16 protein-coding genes, 1 other RNA gene and 1 riboswitch are annotated in these 17419 nt (G+C 68.8%); of the genes, 9 read left to right on the top strand and 8 right to left on the bottom strand.

Annotation, left to right across the window (positions count from 1 at the left end):
- Nucleotides 1–7 precede the first annotated feature (7 nt).
- Together BKK80_RS17355 and BKK80_RS17350 are read right to left on the bottom strand one after the other, a co-directional pair.
- A complete protein-coding gene (locus BKK80_RS17355) occupies nucleotides 8–1051 on the bottom strand; it encodes a M48 family metallopeptidase (protein WP_071015050.1) in 1044 nt (347 codons plus the stop codon).
- Between the two features lie 16 nt (nucleotides 1052–1067).
- On the bottom strand, nucleotides 1068–2147 hold the full coding sequence (locus BKK80_RS17350) for a YjgN family protein (RefSeq protein ID WP_083384139.1): 1080 nt from the start codon (nucleotides 2145–2147) through the stop codon (nucleotides 1068–1070).
- Nucleotides 2148–2975: 828 nt separating this feature from the next.
- Between BKK80_RS17350 and BKK80_RS17345 the strand changes: the two genes are divergently transcribed.
- From BKK80_RS17345 to BKK80_RS17325, 5 genes are all read left to right on the top strand, one after another.
- Nucleotides 2976–3659 carry a GntR family transcriptional regulator gene (locus BKK80_RS17345; RefSeq protein ID WP_071070904.1) on the top strand — a complete coding sequence of 228 codons (684 nt, stop codon included), beginning with the start codon at nucleotides 2976–2978 and terminating at the stop codon, nucleotides 3657–3659.
- Between the two features lie 70 nt (nucleotides 3660–3729).
- On the top strand, nucleotides 3730–5172 hold the full coding sequence (locus BKK80_RS17340; protein WP_071070322.1) for a malonyl-CoA decarboxylase domain-containing protein: 1443 nt from the start codon (nucleotides 3730–3732) through the stop codon (nucleotides 5170–5172).
- 169 nt (nucleotides 5173–5341) lie between these two features.
- Nucleotides 5342–6340 (top strand): tripartite tricarboxylate transporter substrate binding protein, encoded by a 999-nt coding sequence (locus BKK80_RS17335; protein ID WP_071070320.1) that lies wholly within the window; start codon nucleotides 5342–5344, stop codon nucleotides 6338–6340.
- A gap of 76 nt (nucleotides 6341–6416) precedes the next feature.
- Complete coding sequence (locus BKK80_RS17330) at nucleotides 6417–7199, top strand: enoyl-CoA hydratase/isomerase family protein (RefSeq protein ID WP_071070318.1); 783 nt, start codon at nucleotides 6417–6419, stop codon at nucleotides 7197–7199.
- Between the two features lie 104 nt (nucleotides 7200–7303).
- Nucleotides 7304–8857, top strand: coding sequence for a malonate--CoA ligase (locus BKK80_RS17325; RefSeq protein WP_071070316.1), 1554 nt, complete (start codon nucleotides 7304–7306; stop codon nucleotides 8855–8857).
- A gap of 57 nt (nucleotides 8858–8914) precedes the next feature.
- Here BKK80_RS17325 and BKK80_RS17320 read toward each other — a convergent pair whose 3' ends face one another.
- The 6 genes from BKK80_RS17320 to BKK80_RS17295 form a co-directional block, all read right to left on the bottom strand.
- Nucleotides 8915–9622: an SIMPL domain-containing protein gene (locus BKK80_RS17320; protein ID WP_071016553.1), complete on the bottom strand. Its 708-nt coding sequence runs from the start codon at nucleotides 9620–9622 to the stop codon at nucleotides 8915–8917.
- Between the two features lie 134 nt (nucleotides 9623–9756).
- Nucleotides 9757–10587, bottom strand: coding sequence for a sulfite exporter TauE/SafE family protein (locus BKK80_RS17315; RefSeq protein WP_071015036.1), 831 nt, complete (start codon nucleotides 10585–10587; stop codon nucleotides 9757–9759).
- A 45-nt stretch (nucleotides 10588–10632) separates the two neighbouring features.
- Entirely contained in the window at nucleotides 10633–11127 is a 495-nt protein-coding gene (locus tag BKK80_RS17310; RefSeq protein WP_071015034.1) for an EVE domain-containing protein, read from the bottom strand.
- Between the two features lie 115 nt (nucleotides 11128–11242).
- Nucleotides 11243–11460, bottom strand: a non-coding RNA gene (gene ssrS / locus BKK80_RS17305) — 6S RNA.
- A 257-nt stretch (nucleotides 11461–11717) separates the two neighbouring features.
- Nucleotides 11718–12059 carry a cell division protein ZapA gene (locus BKK80_RS17300; RefSeq protein ID WP_071015031.1) on the bottom strand — a complete coding sequence of 114 codons (342 nt, stop codon included), beginning with the start codon at nucleotides 12057–12059 and terminating at the stop codon, nucleotides 11718–11720.
- Nucleotides 12056–12370, bottom strand: a complete 315-nt coding sequence (locus BKK80_RS17295; protein WP_071015030.1) for a hypothetical protein — start codon at nucleotides 12368–12370, stop codon at nucleotides 12056–12058. The genes BKK80_RS17300 and BKK80_RS17295 overlap by 4 nt, the downstream gene beginning before the upstream one ends.
- Nucleotides 12371–12586: 216 nt before the next feature.
- A riboswitch (cobalamin riboswitch) is annotated at nucleotides 12587–12807 on the top strand.
- Between the two features lie 86 nt (nucleotides 12808–12893).
- Here BKK80_RS17295 and BKK80_RS17290 point away from each other — a divergent pair.
- From BKK80_RS17290 to cobO, 4 genes are read left to right on the top strand one after another with little or no spacing between them, the layout of a single operon-like run.
- Nucleotides 12894–14795, top strand: a complete 1902-nt coding sequence (locus BKK80_RS17290) for a TonB-dependent receptor domain-containing protein (RefSeq protein ID WP_071015027.1) — start codon at nucleotides 12894–12896, stop codon at nucleotides 14793–14795.
- Between the two features lie 21 nt (nucleotides 14796–14816).
- The gene (locus BKK80_RS17285; protein ID WP_071015024.1) at nucleotides 14817–15821 is read left to right on the top strand and encodes a FecCD family ABC transporter permease; all 1005 of its coding nucleotides are present in this window, start codon (nucleotides 14817–14819) and stop codon (nucleotides 15819–15821) included.
- On the top strand, nucleotides 15818–16690 hold the full coding sequence (locus BKK80_RS17280; protein ID WP_071037948.1) for an ABC transporter ATP-binding protein: 873 nt from the start codon (nucleotides 15818–15820) through the stop codon (nucleotides 16688–16690). Before BKK80_RS17285 ends, BKK80_RS17280 begins: the two co-directional genes overlap by 4 nt.
- Nucleotides 16691–16715: 25 nt before the next feature.
- Nucleotides 16716–17372, top strand: a complete 657-nt coding sequence (gene cobO / locus BKK80_RS17275) for a cob(I)yrinic acid a,c-diamide adenosyltransferase (protein ID WP_071070314.1) — start codon at nucleotides 16716–16718, stop codon at nucleotides 17370–17372.
- The last annotated feature ends 47 nt before the right edge of the window (nucleotides 17373–17419 follow it).

Here is a 17419-nt window from a genome sequence, read left to right as displayed (position 1 = left end):
CAGGACGCTAACGCGCCTCGCGCAGCGCGGCGATACGCTCGCGCGTAAGCGGGTGCGAGGAGAAGAAATCGCTGCCGCCTTCGTCGGCGGTGCCGGTCGCAGCGGAGGCGGAAGATGTGGCGGAACGGGCGCCGTGCGCATCTTCCAGGGCCTGCAGCACGTCGGCGAGCGCAGCCACCCGCAGCTGGTTCGCGCGCATGACCTCGACCGCGTAGGCGTCGGCCTCGCGCTCATGCGTGCGCGAGTAGCGCAGTGTCAGCAACGCCGCCGGCGCGCTGGCCAGCACCGAAGAGAAATCACCGAGGAAATAGGCCGCCACCGCGCCCACCGCCGAAGCCTGGATCAGTTGCTGCAGGCCGTGCCGGCGTGCCACATGTCCGGCCTCGTGCGCCAGCACGCCCATCAGGCCCGGACCGGTGCCGGCCAGGCGCACCAGTTCGTCGGTGACCACGATGGTGCCGCCCGGCAATGCCAGGGCGTTGGCCCCCAGCCGCCCGCCCTGGCGGAACAGGATGCGATAGCGGTGGCCGGGGTCGGCCGGCAGGCGCAGGGCGGCAAAGTCGTCGCGGATGCGCTGTTGTTCGGCCGCCGGCAGTTTCGACGGTGCAACCCATCCTTCATCGAGGCTGCGCAGCGCGGCCTGGCCGATGCTGTCCTCGAGCGCGACCGGGACCGACCTTGCCAGCCGGGCCGCGGCCCAGGGCAGCAGCAGGGTGTAGGACAGCACCAGCACGGCAAGCAGGCCCAGCAGCGCTGCCGTGGCCAGGCGCCAGCTGTTCTGCGCCCGCACCACCCAGCCCTCGCGGTGGCCGGTGGCGGCCAGAAGCGCGTCGAAGGCGGCGTGGTCGGCGATCTCGCAGTGCGCGCCGTCGGCGAAGGTGACCAGGCGCGGGGCGCGCCGCACTCGCTCCGACACGCGCAGGGCGGACAGCGGCTCGCGGCGCAGTTCCGTGCCCTCGCTGTCGCGCAGCACGGCCTGCTTCCCGTCCACCGTCAGGCTGGCAGGCTGCGCGCGGGAGGAGCGCCCATCGAAATAGGTGGCGGCGACCATGGCGGCGGCGGCGGGCTCAGAGGGCGATGTCGATGTCGTACCAGTCCACCGCCGCATCGCCCAGCGCGCCGACCTGCTCGGCCTCGCCGGCGACGAAGCTGTCAAGCGGCCCGGCTGCCAGCAGGGTGACGCAGGCCAGGCGGTAGCGCAGCGCGCGCACGCGGGCGAAGGGCGCGAACAGCCCGAGCGTCAGCACGATGCCGACCAGGTTGCTCAGCACGAGGCAGAAATAGCGGAACGCACCGACTTCGCTGCGGAAGCGGTGCGGGCCGAGCGTGGTGTGGTTCCACACCAGGTTCTGCAGCCGTGCCAGGAAGAAAGGACCTATCGCCAGCGAGGCAACGTAGAAGGCGCCCACTGACAGCGCCGTAGCGAGCATGGCACGCTGGGGCCCATGACCCAGCAGCGAACCGAGGCCGACGCCGATGGCGATGCCGCATAGCGCGGCGATCACGACCAGGCCCAGCATCATGGCAAAAGTGCGCAGGTACACGCCGTAGAACGCGCCCGCATGGGCCGAGAAGGCAAAGGGTACGGTGCCGTAGCGGGTATGCTCGTGCTGGTACTGCTTGAAGCGCTGGTGGGCCAGCGGCGCCAGCATGCCGAGCGTGGCCGCCGTTGCGAGCGGCCACAGCAGGAAGACCCGGTAGCCGCCGGCATCGCCGCCGGTGAAGGCGAAGCGCAGGCCGCGGTAGCTCGAATTGGCCAGGCGGAAGCGCAGCGAGCGCACCAGCAGCGGCGGGAATACCAGGACCAGGGCCAGGCCCAGCAGCAGCGGCAGCCACACGGAGAACTGGCCGGCCATATTGAAGGCCAGCATCAGCACGAGGACGATGGCGCGGCCTTTCAGGATCGCCAGCGGGCGGCCGTGATAGTCGAAGGTGGCGCCGTCGAGCTCGGTGTTCCGATAGAAGTACTGCAGCGTGCGGACCTTGGCCCAGGCCGAGTAGATGCCCAGCGTGACCACGCTGAGCAGCGCATTGACGATCCAGATGCGGAAGTACTCGGAGCCGGACCCGGTAAAGCGCAGGGGCAGGGCATGCGATGTTGCGGGCGTCTCGTGGTCCGCGGCGATCGTGTCGGGGCTGGATGACATGGTGCGTTCCTCTGCCTGACTGGCGGTTTCGGGAAATGGGCGCAGCCGGGCGGCAAGGGTTGCATGGATGCAACCGATTGGATCGCTGCAGGAGCGCCGGTGCGCGCACATTGTCGCACCCGGTGGACGGTGCGGGACGGAAAACAGTCGTTTCCGCTGTTGGAAACTTCTCACTTGCCGCGTCCGCGGGCGTTGCAGCATAGATACATGCTGTTACATATTTATCTGTTTGTAACAACTTGGCGCGGCCTTCCCCCAAGGAAATCAGGGGCTTATGCACCCTGGCACGCGAATCGCTAAGTTACCGCTACAACAAACCAAACGAGACGCGCAGGGAGCAGACCGCGTCCACACTCATCATCATTGGAACGGGGACGCGCCCCGGCAACGGAGCGCATTGCGGTATGACGGGGGTAGGTGCCGGGCCGGCATCGCATTGCACGGCCCACGCCAGGTCCGGCCGCCGAGCCGGGCAGCGATGAACGGGCGAGCACTTGTGGGCGCGGGCGGATGCCGCCGGGAGGCGGTATCCGTCCCGCCGTCTGTTCGCTGTGCTTGTCTGGCCACCCTGCTTCGCATCACTTTCTTTTACCGTCTCTTCCCGCCTTCTTCCATCTTGGCTCGAATCCGCCATCCAGCTTGCGCCCGCGGCGCGGAGCTGTCCGGATCCTGGTGCGCTGCATCATCGAAATCGCTTGCCGGATGTCTGGCGTTATTCATAATTATGAATTATTGCGCCTGAGGCACCGCATCGATGCGGTGCGGCGGGCAGAGCCGCACGCGGGCATGCCGGCCCGCGCAGCCTGGCGCGACACCGGGGGAAAATCCGTGCGCATCGTGCAGCAAGCCCTGTATCTCGAAGTCGCCGAGCGGCTGCGCGCCATGATCGGCGAACACGCCTTGCCCTCGGGCGCCTGGATCGACGAAGTGGCGCTGGCGGGCGAACTGGGCATCTCGCGCACGCCGCTGCGGGAAGCGCTCAAGGTGCTGGCGGCCGAAGGTCTGGTGCGCCTGGAGCCGCGCCGCGGCTGCGTGGTCAACGAACTGTCCGAGCAGGATCTGGACGAGATCTTCCCGCTGATGGCGCTGCTCGAAGGGCGCTGCGCCTATGAGGCGGCGCGCAAGGCCAGCGCCGCCGATCTCGACGCGCTTGAGGGCCTGCACGCTGAACTCGCAGATCACGCGTGTGCCGGGCGCATCGATGCCTACTATGAAACCAACTACCAGATCCACGAGGCCATCCAGCGCCTCGCCGGCAACCGCTGGCTGAGCGGACTGATCAGCGACCTGCGCAAGGTGCTGCGCCTGTCCCGTCACAAGAGCCTGAAATTGCCGGGCCGCATCCAGGAATCCTGCGCGGAGCACCTGTCGGTCTTTTCAGCGCTCAAGGCACACGATCCCGAAGGCGCCGAGGCGCTGATGAAGACCCACCTGCTGCGCCAGCGCGCCGCGCTCAAGACCCTCGACGCGGAGGCGCCGCACGTGCCGCCGGCCCGGGCGGCGCAGGCCTAGCTGCCCTGCCGCGAGGTTTCCATTCCTCCCCTTCCTTCATTTCCTGCAACGCACCGACGACAGGCATTCCATGAGCTCTCTCGATACTGGCGACAAGGATATCGGCGGCACCACGGTCAGCGCGCCGCTCAGTGAAGGAGGCGCCCCGTCCGCCTCCCTGCTTTCGCGCTTCGGGCGCTGGTGGCAGCGCAAGGACGCGCCGGCGCGCACGGCGCCGGCCGAGGCTCAGCCGGAGCTGCTGTCCACGCGCGCGCAGCGCCGTCAGCGCGAGCAGTTGCGCCTGTGCTTCGACGCCCGCCTCACCGACAGTGCCGCCAACGCGGCGGCACAATCCTGGCGTGCCGTGTACGAGGCGGCCTCGGAAGCGTTGCGCCAGGCCATGCTCGCGGTGCTGGCGGAGGTGGCGGCCAGCGGCAGCACCGCAGAGCCCGAAGGTGGCAAGGGGGGCACGGCGCTGTCGCAGGCCCTGTCGAACGCGCGCATCCGCTTCTTCAAGCGCATGGCCGCGCTGCATGGCCAGCCGGGGCCGGACGGCTCGGCGTGCGGGCTGCATTTCCTCATCGCACTGCGCGCCGACATGCTGCGCTGGCATAAGCGCATGCCCGGCCTGCGCGCGCTCGACGAGGACCTGGAGGCGATGTTCTCCAACTGGTTCGACGTCGGCCTGCTCGAGCTGCAGCCCATCACCTGGGACTCTCCCGCGTCGCTGCTGGAAAAGCTGATCCGTTATGAGGCCGTACACGAGATCGCCTCGTGGGCCGACCTGCGCAACCGTCTCGATTCCGATCGCCGCTGCTACGCCTTCTTCCACCCGCGTATCCCGCGTGAGCCGTTGATCTTCGTCGAAGTGGCCTTCGCGCCCGAGATGTCGGCCAATGTGCAGGCGCTGCTCGACGAGGCGGCGCCCCTGGAGGACCTGCGCCGCGTCAAGTGGGCCATCTTCTACTCGATCTCGAACACGCAGGCGGGTCTGCGCGGCGTCAGCTTCGGCAACTTCCTGCTCAAGCGCGTGATCGAGGAGTTGCAGCGCGAGTTTCCCAAGCTCAAGCAGTTCGCCACGCTGTCGCCGATCCCGGGCTTTGCCGACTGGCTGCGCAAGCAGGACAGCGCCGCCGTGGCCACCGTGCTGGGCGAGAAGCGCCTGGCGCGCTGGCGCGAGCGCCATGGCGGCACGCCCGCCGACGGCGCAGGCTGGGTGGCCGCGCTGACTGAGTGCGCCGCCGCCGGAGACGAAGCGCCGGCACGGGAGGCGGGCATGGCACTGGCCGCACATTTCCTCGTGCGCGAGCGCAGCCGCGAGGCGCCGGCCGATCCGGTGGCACGCTTTCACCTGGGCAACGGCGCTTGCGTGGAGCGCCTCAACTGGGCCGCCGATCTCTCCAAGAAAGGGCGGGCCCAGTCCTGCGGCATGATGGTCAATTATCTCTACGTGCCCGACGCGCTCGACGACAATCTGGCGCGCCTGGGCGAGGGCAACCCGCGCATGAGCCGCGCGGTGGCCAAGCTGTTGTAGGCCGGCAAGGGGCCTGAGACGGGTCGCGGCCCGTCTCGGGCGTGCCCACCGGTGTCTGCAGCTGGTTTTGGTTTTGGCGGTTCGCGGTTCGCGGTTGGCAGTTGGCAGTCGGTAATCGGTAGTCCGCAGTGCAACGACAAGAACGACCATAACGATGCGAGGAGACAAGATGATGCAACGCCAGTCGAGACTGGGCGCGCGCGTGGCCGCGCTCGCCGCCGCGGGGGCCGCCTGCCTGGGCCTGGCCGCGCCGGCGGCACAGGCCGAAGCGTGGCCGGCCAGGCCGGTCACGGTGATCGTGCCATTCCCCGCCGGAGGCGGCACCGATGCCTTCGCGCGGCCGCTGACCGCACAGTTGTCCAAGCAGCTCGGCAAGCAGTTCGTGATCGACAACCGCGGCGGCGCGGGCGGTACCGTCGGCGCCAGCCTGGCGGCCAAGGCCGCGCCGGACGGCTACACCTTGTTCATCGGCGGTGCCCACCATGCGATCGCGCCGTCCTTCTACAAGAAGCTCGACTACGACATCGAGCGCGACTTCGTGCCGGTCACGCTGATCGCGCAGCCGCCGCAGGTGATCGTGGTGAATCCCGCCAAGGTGCGTGCCGGCACGCTGGCCGAGCTGGTCGATTTCGCGCGCAAGAATCCCGGCAAGCTGAACTACGGTTCGGCGGGCAACGGTTCCGCCCACCACCTGGCGGGCGAGCTGTTCAAGCTGCAGACCAAGACCGATATCGCGCACGTGCCCTACAAGGGAGCCGGCCCCGCGCTGTCCGACCTGATGGCGGGCCAGGTCGACATGATGTTCGACGGGCTCGGCTCCTCCGCGCAGCACATCCGCTCCGGCCGCATCAAGGCGCTGGCGGTGGCCGCGAGCAAGCGCTCGGCAGCCTTCCCCAACGTGCCCACCGCGGCCGAGGCGGGCGTGGCGAACTATGATGTCTCGACCTGGTACGCGCTGTGGGCGCCGAAGGGAACGCCGCGCGAAGTCGTCGAGCGGCTCCATGCCGAAGTGGAGAAGGCCTTGAATACCCCTGAACTGAAGCAGATCTGGCTCAACAACGGCTCCGAGACGCCGGCCTACACGCCGGAGCAGTTCGGCAAGTTCCTGCATGCCGAGGTGGCGCGCTGGGCCCAGGTGGTACAGCAGTCCGGCGCCACCATCGACTGATGCCGGTGGCTACCATGCAGAAACCGCTCTTGCCGTGCATCGCATGCCGTCCCGTAACGCAGGCGGGAGAGCGCCGATGAGCGGCCATGTCACCCTGGGGCGCGCCGGGCAGGTCGCGACCGTCACGCTGTCTCATCCTGGCAGGCTCAACGCGATCTCGGCCGCGATGTGGCGCGAGCTGGCCGCGGCCTTTGCCACGCTGGCCGGGGAGCGCGCGCTGCGCTGCGTGGTGGTGCGTGGCGACGGCGGCCATTTCGCCGCCGGTGCCGACATCGCCGAGTTCCCGGTGGAACGCGCCGACACCGCCGCCGTGCGCCGCTACCATATGGACATCATCGCCCCGGCCCTGGCTGCCGTGGCGCATTGTCCGTTGCCCACCGTGGCGATGATCGAAGGCGTCTGCGTCGGCGGCGGCCTCGAGATCGCCTGCCATTGCGACCTGCGCGTGGCCGCTGCCGACGCGCGCTTCGGCGTGCCCATCAACCGGCTCGGCTTCCCCATGGCGCCGGGCGAGCTGCAGGGATTGCTGGCCCTGGCGGGGCGTGCGGTCACTCTGGAGATCCTGCTCGAGGGACGGGTGTTCGGCGCGGCCGAGGCCCAGGCCAAGGGGCTGCTGACGCGCGTGGTGGCAGCGGACGCACTGGCCGCCGAGGTCGAGGCCACGGTGGCCCGCATCGCTGCCGGCGCGCCGGCAGCGGCCCGCATCAACAAGGCTACCATCCGGCGCCTGGCGCCACAGCCGGAGCCGCTCTCCGAAGCCGAGCTGGCGGCGCATTTCGCCTATGTGCCGGGGCACGACCATGCCGAGGGCGTGGCCGCCTTCCTGGCGCGCCGGCCGCCGCGCTTCACCGGCGACTGACAGCGCCGCGCGCCGCGCAGGGGAGTCATCTGCTATTGTCCTTTTCCGCTTCCCGTTCTTCTTCCGCACCTCCTTTCGCACGTCCTTTTGCATCCGATCGCACCATGAACGCCAACCTGTTCGCCCTGTTCGAATCCCGCTTCCCGGCGGACCGCAGCGCCTGCTGCATCGAGACCCACGACGGCCTCTACTACAGTTGGGATGACCTCGACCGGGCCACCGCCAAGCTGGCCAACCTGCTGGCCTCGCTGCAGTTGCCAGAGGGCTCGCGCGTCGCCGTGCAAGTGGAGAAGTCGCCCGAGGCCCTCTTCCTCTACCTCGCCACGCTGCGCGCCGGCTACGTCTACCTGCCGTTGAATACGGCGTACCAGGAGGCGGAGATCGACTATTTCCTCGGCAATGCCGAGCCTGCCGTGGTGGTGTGCAGCAGCGCGAATTTCCACTGGGTCTCCAAGCTGGCCTTCCGCCATGGCAGCGCCAAGGTCTTCACGCTCGACGAGCACCGCTCGGGTTCGCTGCTGGATCGCGCCGCCGCCCAACCCGACACCTTCGAGACCGTGCAGCGCGCGCCGGACGATCTGGCGGCCATCCTCTACACCTCGGGCACGACCGGACGCAGCAAGGGCGCCATGCTGAGCCACGGCAACCTGTCATCGAACGCGCAGACGCTGCACGAGTACTGGGGCTGGCGCGCCGACGACGTGCTGCTGCACATGCTGCCGATCTTCCACGTGCACGGCCTCTTCGTCGCTTCGCACGGTGCCTTGCTGGCAGGCGCCAAGATGATCTGGCTGCCGAAGCTGGACATAGCCCAGGCGCTCAGGCACCTGCCGCGCTCGACCGTGATGATGGGCGTGCCGACCTACTACGTGCGCCTGCTGCAGGAGCCGCGCTTCGATGACGATACCTGCCGCCGCATGCGCCTGTTCGTGTCGGGCTCGGCGCCGCTGCTGCTGGAGACCTTCGACAGTTTCCGCGAGCGCACCGGCCACACCATCCTCGAGCGCTACGGCATGAGCGAGACCGTGATGCTGGTCTCCAATCCCTATGACCCCGCCCTCGGCGAGCGCATCGGCGGCACCGTCGGCATGCCGCTGCCCGGCGTGTCGGTGCGCGTGGTCGACGGCGAAGGCAGGCCCTGCGCCGCCGGCGAGATCGGCAATGTGGAAGTGCGGGGTCCCAATGTGTTCCACGGTTACTGGCGCATGCCGGAGAAGACCCGTGAGGAATTCACCGCGGACGGCTGGTTCAAGACCGGCGACGTCGGGCGCTTCGGCGGCGCCATCGTCAGCCAGGCCGGCGAGCGCGTGGTGCCGGACAACTACCTGACCATCGTCGGGCGCAGCAAGGACCTGATCATCTCGGGGGGCTACAACGTCTACCCGAAGGAAATCGAGAGCTTCATCGACGAGATGCCCGGCGTGGTGGAGAGCGCCGTGATCGGCGTGCCGCACGCGGACTTCGGCGAAGCGGTGGTGGCGGTGGTGGTGGGCAGGCCCGGTGCGCAGATCGACGAGGCGGCCATGATCGGCACGCTCAAGGCGCGTATCGCGAACTTCAAGGTGCCCAAGCGCGTGCACGTGGTCGAGGAGCTGCCGCGCAATACCATGGGCAAGGTGCAGAAGAACGTGCTGCGGCAGCAGTTCGCCGCGCTGTAAGGCCGCGCCAGACGGCCTCCCGGCCCCGCCATGGTGGCGGCGGGGCCGGGGGGCGCCTTACTTGAGCATCTGCACGGTGCCGCTGACGGTCACCGTGACCTGGGCCTTGCCGCCCTCGACCGGTACCGGCGCCGCATCCGAGACCATGGCCTTGGCTGCGTACATGCGCGGCATCGGCATGACCGCGCCGCCTTCGTTGAGCGAGACCTCGCGGATGGTGTAGCTGCCGTAGCCGAACAGCCTGGCGGTGGCCTGCGCCTTGTCGCGGAAGCTGGACACGGCCTGTTCGACCAGCTTGGTCTCGGCGGCCTGGCGTGCTTCGCGCGACAGCGAGAAGGCGATGCTCTGCACCTGCATCTGGCTGGCCAGCTGGCCGGCCAGCTTGGACACGGCGGCGAAATCCCGCGATTGCAGCACGACCTCGGCACGTCCGCGCCAGGCATTGATGCGGCCGTTGCGGTCGGTGGTCGGGTGGATGGTGAATCCGCCCGATTCCGCCTGCACGCCCGCGGTGCGCTTGGCCTGCGCGATCACCTCCTGCGCGCGCGCCGACAGCGCGGACGAGATTGCGGCCGGCTCGCTGCCTTCCTGTTCGGCTGCGAGCGTCATGCGCACGGTGTCGGTCGGCACATCGGTGGCGGCATCGGCGGACAGCGACAGCACGCCCGCAGGGGCCGGCAGGCCCTCCGCATGGACCGGTCCGCCCTGGGCGGCGGCGACCATGGCCGTGGAACCCAGCAGGGTGGCGGCGATCATTTTCTTCATCTTGTTCTCCCGTTCGAAGTCACGCGTGTTCAGACGCGGGATGGCGGCCAACGTTCCGTGCCGGCCATCCCCACCTTGTATCGACTTGTATCCGGGCGGACCGAGGCGGCCGTCATGCAGCCGTCACGCGGGCGCTATGCCTGCAGGGCCTGCAGCCCCTTCCACAGCATGTAGCCGGCCAGGCAGGCAAGCAATACAGCGAAGGCGCGGCGCAGCTGCGCCACGTCCATGCGGTGCGCGGCGCGCGCGCCCAGCGGCGCGGTCAGCACGCTGGCCGTCGCCACCACCGCCAGGGCCGGCAGGTAGACGTAGCCGAACGATCCCGCCGGCATGCCTGCCAGGCCGAGGCCGCTCCACACGTAGCCGATCACGCTCGCCACCGCGATGGGGAAGCCGAGCGCGGCGGAGGTGGCCACCGCATTGTGGATCGGCACGTTGCACCAGGTCATGAAGGGCACCGAGACGAAGCCGCCGCCCGCGCCGACCAGGCTCGACACGAAGCCGATCACCGTGCCGGCGCCGACCATGCCGCCGGGCCCGGGCAACTGGCGCGAGGGCGCCGGCTTGCGCGCGCGCAGCATCTGCAGCGCCGAGAAACCGACGAAGCCGGCGAACAGCAGCGACAGCCAGCCGGTCTTGAGCGCGGCGAAGACCTTGCCGCTGCCGATCAGGCCGCCCACCAGGATGCCCGGCGCGAGCGCACAGGCTAACGGCCAGCGTACGGCGCCGCGCCGATGGTGGGCCCGTACCGACGACAGCGAGGTGAACAGGATGGTCGACATCGCAGTGGCGATGGCCATGTGCACGATGACCTCGGCGGGAAAGCGCAGCACGGTGAAGAGCAGCGTCAGGAAGGGCACCATCATCATGCCGCCACCCACGCCGAGCAGTCCGGCGCAGAAGCCGGTGAAGGCGCCGAGCAGCAGCAGGGCGGGAATCAGGACGGGCAGGTCGGCTAGGCTCATGGCCGGGAGCGGGGGCTCGGCGGAAGGGGCGCCATGCGGCGGGCGTCAGCGCATCAGGCGCGTGGTGATGTAGCGCCATTCGGCCGGGGTCACCGGCGTGATCGAGAGCCGGTTGCCGCGCCGGAGCACGACCATGTCGGCCAGCGCCTCGTGCGCGCGCAGCTCGGGCAGGGAGATCAGCGCGCTCTTCTGCACGAAGCGCACGTCCACCAGCATCCAGCGTGGCGCTTCCGGCTTGGAGGCGGCGTCGTAGTAGTGGCTGGCCCGCTCGAACTGCGTCGGGTCAGGGTAGGGCGTCGAGCAGACCTCGGCCAGGCCGGCAATGCCGGGCTCCGGGCACGAGGAGTGATAGAACAGCACGCCGTCGCCGACGCGCATGGCATCGCGCATGAAGTTGCGCGCCTGGTAGTTGCGCACGCCGGTCCAGGGCAGGGTGCCCCGTTCGGCGAGCGTGTCGATGCTGGCCTCGTCTGGCTCCGATTTCATCAGCCAGTACTGGCGGGCGCGGGTTTCGGCGGCGGGCGTGGCGGAACGGCTCATCAGCAGATCCTCTGGTGGCGCGGCGGCGGGCCGCAAGTGACGACCGCCGAGCCGGCCGCAGGCAAGAACGCAGGCAAGAAAAAAGGCGGTGGTCTGCACCACCGCCTTGTTGAAGGGGGTCCCCGCCTCGGCCGCTGGGTCGGCATCCTGAACCCAAGTGAGGTTCAGAGTGGCTGCGGAAGTCGCATTTCGGGTACATCACCCACTCAGGGAGTCCAGGCTCGGCCCGGACTATGAATGTTGTGACGCGCTCGCCCACGCGACATGATCCCGCACCATGCAATGCATATCGGTTCAAGGAGTTTATGACCCTTACGAACCAGGCAGGGAAACTGTCAAACGTCTGACTTTCGAAGATCACCCGGAGCGGAGCACCAAGTGCGATGTCAGACGTTTGCCGTTTCTAACTAGGATGGGATGAGAACGGCGGCCAGGCGCGGTAACCCGACCATTTTGCTGCACCTGTGTGGCGTCGTGCAGTCTGGCTACACTATACACCGCACTGTCTCGCAGACCAAGCCCGTCGTACCGGACCGTTACATTTTGCGCACGGTGCGCGACATCCGCTCCACATCCCGCCGCGGCCGGCTTCAGCTCCGCGCGGCCGGCGCGTCGGTTCCCACGTGTGCGTACTGCCGCAGTGCCTCGTCGGCACGCTCGTTGAGTTCGCGGATGCGGGCACGTACGGCGTCCACCGGGATCGCGCCTTCCTCCTGCTGCTTGCGCTGCGCCGCCAGCAGGTCGGAGGCGAGGCTGATGGCCGCCATCACTGCCACACGCTCCACACCCTTGGCGCCGCCGCCGGACTTGAGGCGGGTCATGCGCCCATCGACCAGCGAAACCGCCTCCAGCAGCGCGGCCTCGTTTTCTGCCGCGATGGCGAAGCGGTAAGCCTGGCCGGCGATATTGACTTCGACTTGCTTGTTGCTCATGCATGTTCTCCGGAGGCTTGCTGCCGGGGCTGGGCGGCTTCGCCCTCGCCGAGCAGGTCGAGCTGGCGCGCATCGCCTGCCGTGGGCAGCTTGTCGAGGATGGACTGGATGCGCAACTGCGCTTCCTCGATCTTGATGTTCAGCAGCTCGCGGTCGGCCGCCATGGCCTCGCGCTCGCCGCGCAGTTGGTCGGCTTCGGCACGCAGGCGTCCGATCTCCTCGCGCAGCCGCTGGTTTTCCGCCGCCAGGGTGTCCGCGTGATGCAGCACGCGGCCGATCTTGGCGGCGAGTTGTTCGAGTTCGTTGAGCATAGTGCCTGTCGGGTGCATGGTGTCGGAGTATCCGGATTCTAGCCCAAGCGCCGCCATGCCAGCGATGCGCGAGGCGCCGTTGTGACCCCGCAACCGCGGCGAAGTTGCCAGCATTGTATTGGCATCGCCCTTGCAACGTCGGCCAACCGCCACCGTGGCGGCGGTTCCGCGGCGCGCATTGACGCTGGCGGGGAAACTGCCTACACTCGCGCACGCTTCAGGTGCTCGCCCCCTCGTCGCCACGCGGGGGCAGTTCAACGGGAAACAGGGAGCCGCACCGACGCCAGGTCGGGACGGGCCAACCTGTGCTGCCCCCGCAACGGTAAGCGACGCGAATCCGCATCCCGGTTTCGCAAGGCCGGTCAACCAGCCACTGGGTCCACATGGGCCCGGGAAGGCGGCCGTGCTGAGGTCGCCAGCCCGGATACCGGCCTGGACGCGGGCGGCCGCCCTTGTGCGGCACGCTTCATCGCCATTCGGCCCGCGGGGGAACGGGCCCGGCCGTCTTTCCTGCCCCTACGTTATGCGTTCATCGCTTTACAGGTTGAATCGCCCGGCACTGCCTCCGGCGCGATCGTCCTTCGCCATCGTATTCGCGACCCTTGCCACGTCCGCCCTGACTTCTGCGCATGCTTACGCGCAGTCTGCAAGCGAGCAGCCTGCCACCCAGCTCGCACCGGTGGTTGTCACCTCGACGCGCACCGCGCAGCCCATTACCGACGCGCTCGCGCATACCACAGTCGTGACGCGGGACGACATCATCAACTCACAGGCGCCGGATCTGCGTACGCTGCTGCGCAGTCAGGCCGGCGTTGAGTTTGCTACCAACGGCGGCATGGGGGCCAACACCTCGCTCTATCTGCGTGGTGCCAATTCCAACCAGGTGCTCATCCTGATCGATGGCGTGCGGGTGTCCTCGTCCAGCACGGGTACTGCTCAACTCGCCAACATCCTGCCCGACCAGATTGACCACATCGAAGTTGTGCGGGGCAACGTGTCAGCGCTCTATGGATCAGACGCCATTGGCGGCGTGGTACAGATCTTCACGAAGAGCGGTGCGGGCCAAGCGCCGGCGGCCAATGCGCAAGTGGAATACGGTAGCAACAATACGAGGCAGGGCGCCGTGGGCTACGGAGGGCAGGTGGGCGATACCTCGTTCAACCTGGCCGGTTCCGCTTTCAAGACCGATGGCTTCTCGGCCATCAATACGCGCCAGGCGCCGCGCGCGAATCCAAACGACAATCCGTATGAGAACCAGAGCGTGTCGGGTCAGGTGAAGCATCGCTTCACGCCTGACTGGGATGCCGGCCTCAGCGGCTACTACTCCAAGAGCAAGCTGTCCTTCGACAGCGCATCCGGGCGTCCCACCGACGACAACCGCACCAACAGCGAGTTGTACACCGCACAGGCCTTCGTCAACGGTAAGTTGACGCCGGACTGGGCGACACATTTCAGGCTGGCGCAGAGCGAAGACCGTAGTGACACTTTCCTAAATGGCGTTCAAAACGGCGCCTTCTATACGCGTAACCGCCAGTTCAATTGGCAGAACGAGTACGCGCTCGCGGCCGCGCACACCTTGATGTTCGGTACGGACTACCTGCAGCAGGCGCTCGACGCCAGCGCCTACGGCAGCTCATTCAGTCCTTCGCGTAATGTGTTCTCTGTGTTCGGCGGCTATGACGGGCGCATCGGCAGGCACCAGTTGCAGTTCAACGCACGCAATGACCATTACTCGGACTTTGGCAATCAGGCGAGTTTCCGCGTCGGCTACGGTTTCCAGCTGACCGAGGCGCTCAAGCTGATTGCCAGCGTGAGCAATGCCTTCCGCGCGCCGACCTTCAATGAACTGTACTACCCTGGTTTCGGCAATCCGAACCTGCGGCCTGAGCGCGCGAAATCTGCCGAGGCCGGCTTGCAATACAGCACGGCGAACGCAGGGCTTGTGCGCGTGACCGCTTTCGAGACCCGCTACGACAACCTGATCGTCAACACCACGCTGCCCGGCGGCCTGCTTGCGCCGCTGAACGTGAACAAGGCCAAGGTGCAGGGTGTAGAGGCATCGTGGCGCGCTACGCTGTGGGGCACCGACGTGGGGGCCAGCGTCACCTTCCAGAACCCGGTCGACGAGCAGGCAAATGCGCAATTGTTGCGCCGCGCGCGCCGCCACGTCGCGTTGGACCTGGGCCGCAACTTCGGCAACTGGCGTTTCGGTGGGGAATGGCTGTTGTCGTCCGCGCGCCTGGATACCGGCTCGCGCACGCTGGGCGGATACGGTATCGTCAACCTCAACGCCCGCTACAACATCAACAAGCAATGGTTCGTCGCCGCCCGCGTGGAAAACCTGTTCGACAAGAACTACCAGCTTGCCTATCCCTACAACACGCAGGGCCGGGCCGGCTTTATCACGCTGGGCTGGCGCCAGTGAACGCGGCCGCCCGGGGGGCGCATGCCTGAGCTGCGCCGCGCCCTGCGGATCTGGGGCGTGCTGGCGCTGGCCGGCGCGGCCGTGTTCGCGCTGTCGCTGGCGCTCGGCAGCGTCTCGCTGGCGCCCGCCGAACTGTGGCACGCGCTGGCCGATGGCGCCGGCACCGCCGGTGCCATCGTGCGCGAGCTGCGCCTGCCGCGCGCGGCTGCGGCCTTCGCCTGCGGCGGCCTGCTGGCGCTGGCCGGCGCGCTGATGCAGGTGCTGCTGCGCAATCCGCTGGCCGAGCCTTATGTGCTGGGCGTGTCCGGCGGGGCCTCCACCGGCGCGCTGCTGGCCATGCTGCTGATGCTGCCCTGGTGGATGGTGCAGGCCGGCGCCGCCGCCGGCGCGCTCGGCTCGATGCTGCTGGTGGCGGCGCTGGCGCGCCGCGACCTGCTGCATCCGCAAGTCCAGGGCGGCCACCAGGAGGCGGGTACGCGGCTGTTGCTGACGGGGGTCATCCTGGCCGCCGGCTGGGGTGCGCTGATCACGCTGATCCTGTCGGTGGCGCCGGAATCGCGCTTGCGCGGCATGCTGTTCTGGCTGACCGGCGACCTGGGCGGCGCGGCGGTGTTCTGGCCGGCGCTGCTGGCGCTGGCGGCGGGACTGCTGCTGGCCATGCCGATGGCGCGCGCGCTCAATGTGATGCTGCTCGGCGAGACCGTGGCGCAGTCGCTCGGCGTGCGTGTCGGCCTGGTGCGCCTGGGCGCCTTCCTGGTGGCCTCGCTGGCGATCGCCGCGGCCATCACCACGGCCGGCTCGATCGGCTTCATCGGGCTGGTCGTGCCGCACCTGGTGCGGCTGGCCTGGGGCAACGACCAGCGCCTGCTGTTGCCGGCTTCGGCGCTGCTGGGCGGTACCTTGCTGATGGCGGCCGACCTGGCCGCGCGCACGGTGATCGCGCCGGCGCAACTGCCGGTGGGCGTGATCACGGCCTTGCTGGGCGTGCCGACCTTCCTCTTCCTGCTGCTGCGGAGGCCGCGATGACGCACCCGAGCCATGCCCCGGCCGGGGCCGCCGACACGCCCTGGCGGCAGCCGCTGGCTGCCTGCCCGGTGCTGACGGCGCGCGGCCTGTCCCTGCGGGCCGGGGCGCGCGAGCTGCTGCCGGCGCTCGACCTGGAGATCCGGCCGGGCGAGCTGTGGTGCCTGGTTGGGCCCAACGGCGTCGGCAAGTCCACCCTGATGGCCGTGCTGGCCGGCCTGCGCCGGCCCGACGGCGGCGCGGTGGCGATCGACGGCCAGGCACTGGGCGAGGTGTCGCCGGCCGTGCTGGCCAGGCAGCGCGCCTACCTGCCGCAGACCGTGCATGACACATTTTCGATGCGCGTGCGCGACGCCGTGCGGGTGGGCCGCTACCCGCACCTGGCCGGCTGGGGCTTCGCCCGGCGCGAAGACGAGCTGGTGGTCGAGGCGGCGCTCGCCGCGCTCGACCTGTCCGGCCTGGCCGCGCGCGACGTGCTGACCCTGTCGGGCGGCGAGCGCCAGCGCGTGGCGCTGGCCGCGGTGCTGGCGCAGCAGGCGCCGCTGCTGCTGCTCGATGAGCCGGTGTCCCATCTCGACCTGCGCCACCAGATCCTCGTGCTCGACACGCTGGCCGCGCTGGCGCGCGCCGGCAGCCACGCCGTCTTGGTGATCCTGCATGACCTCAACCTGGCACGGCGCTATGCCAGCCACGCGCTGCTGATGGCCGAGGATGGCCGCGCGCTGCACGGCCCGGCGGCCGAAGTGCTGACGCCCGGACATTGTTCCACCGCACTGCGCACGCCGATCGTCGCGGTGAGCGATGGATACCGCACCGCGCTGGTTGCCGACGGCCACCCCGACGCCGCGCCGGACGGCCACGGCACCCGCTAGACTACCTGGATTCCGCAGAACCGATATGACGCAAGCAGAACACGAAGAGAACACGCCAGGCACCCCCGACACCCCCGACGACGCGGGCCGCGATGCGCGCCACAAGGCACGCATGGTGCGCAAGAAGGAGGTGGTGGATGCCAAGATCGCCGCCGCCCAGGCCGAACGCGGGGTCATCGTCATCACCACCGGCAATGGCAAGGGCAAGTCCAGCTCGGGCTTCGGCATGGTGGTGCGGGCGCTGGGCCATGGCATGCGCGCCGGCGTGGTGCAGTTCATCAAGGGCGCTTTTCCCAGCGGCGAGGAGATGTTCCTGCGCCGCTTCCCGGATGTCTGCGCCTTCCACGTGATGGGCGAGGGCTATACCTGGGAGACGCAGGACCGAGCGCGCGACGTGGCCAAGGCCGAGGCCGCCTGGGAGATCGCGCGCGGCATGCTGCGCGACCCCGCCATCAGCCTGGTCCTGCTCGACGAGTTGAACATCGCCCTCAAGCTGCACTATCTTGACGTGGACCGCGTGATCGCCGACCTGCGTGCGCGCCCGCCCATGCAGCACGTCGTCATCACCGGGCGCGGTGCGCCGCCGGCGCTGATCGAGGCGGCCGACACGGTGACCGAGATGGCGCCGGTCAAGCACGCCTTCCAGCAAGGCATCAAGGCGCAGAAGGGCATCGAGATGTAGCCCGGGCGCCGGCAACCTTTTCCGCAAGAGCCATAGCAAGAGCCTTA

The sequence above is a fragment of the Cupriavidus malaysiensis genome (assembly GCF_001854325.1).
GTDB classification, from domain to species: Bacteria; Pseudomonadota; Gammaproteobacteria; order Burkholderiales; family Burkholderiaceae; genus Cupriavidus; species Cupriavidus malaysiensis.
The sequence above is the reverse complement of the archived record's forward strand: the minus strand, read 5'-3'. Positions and strand labels throughout refer to the sequence as shown.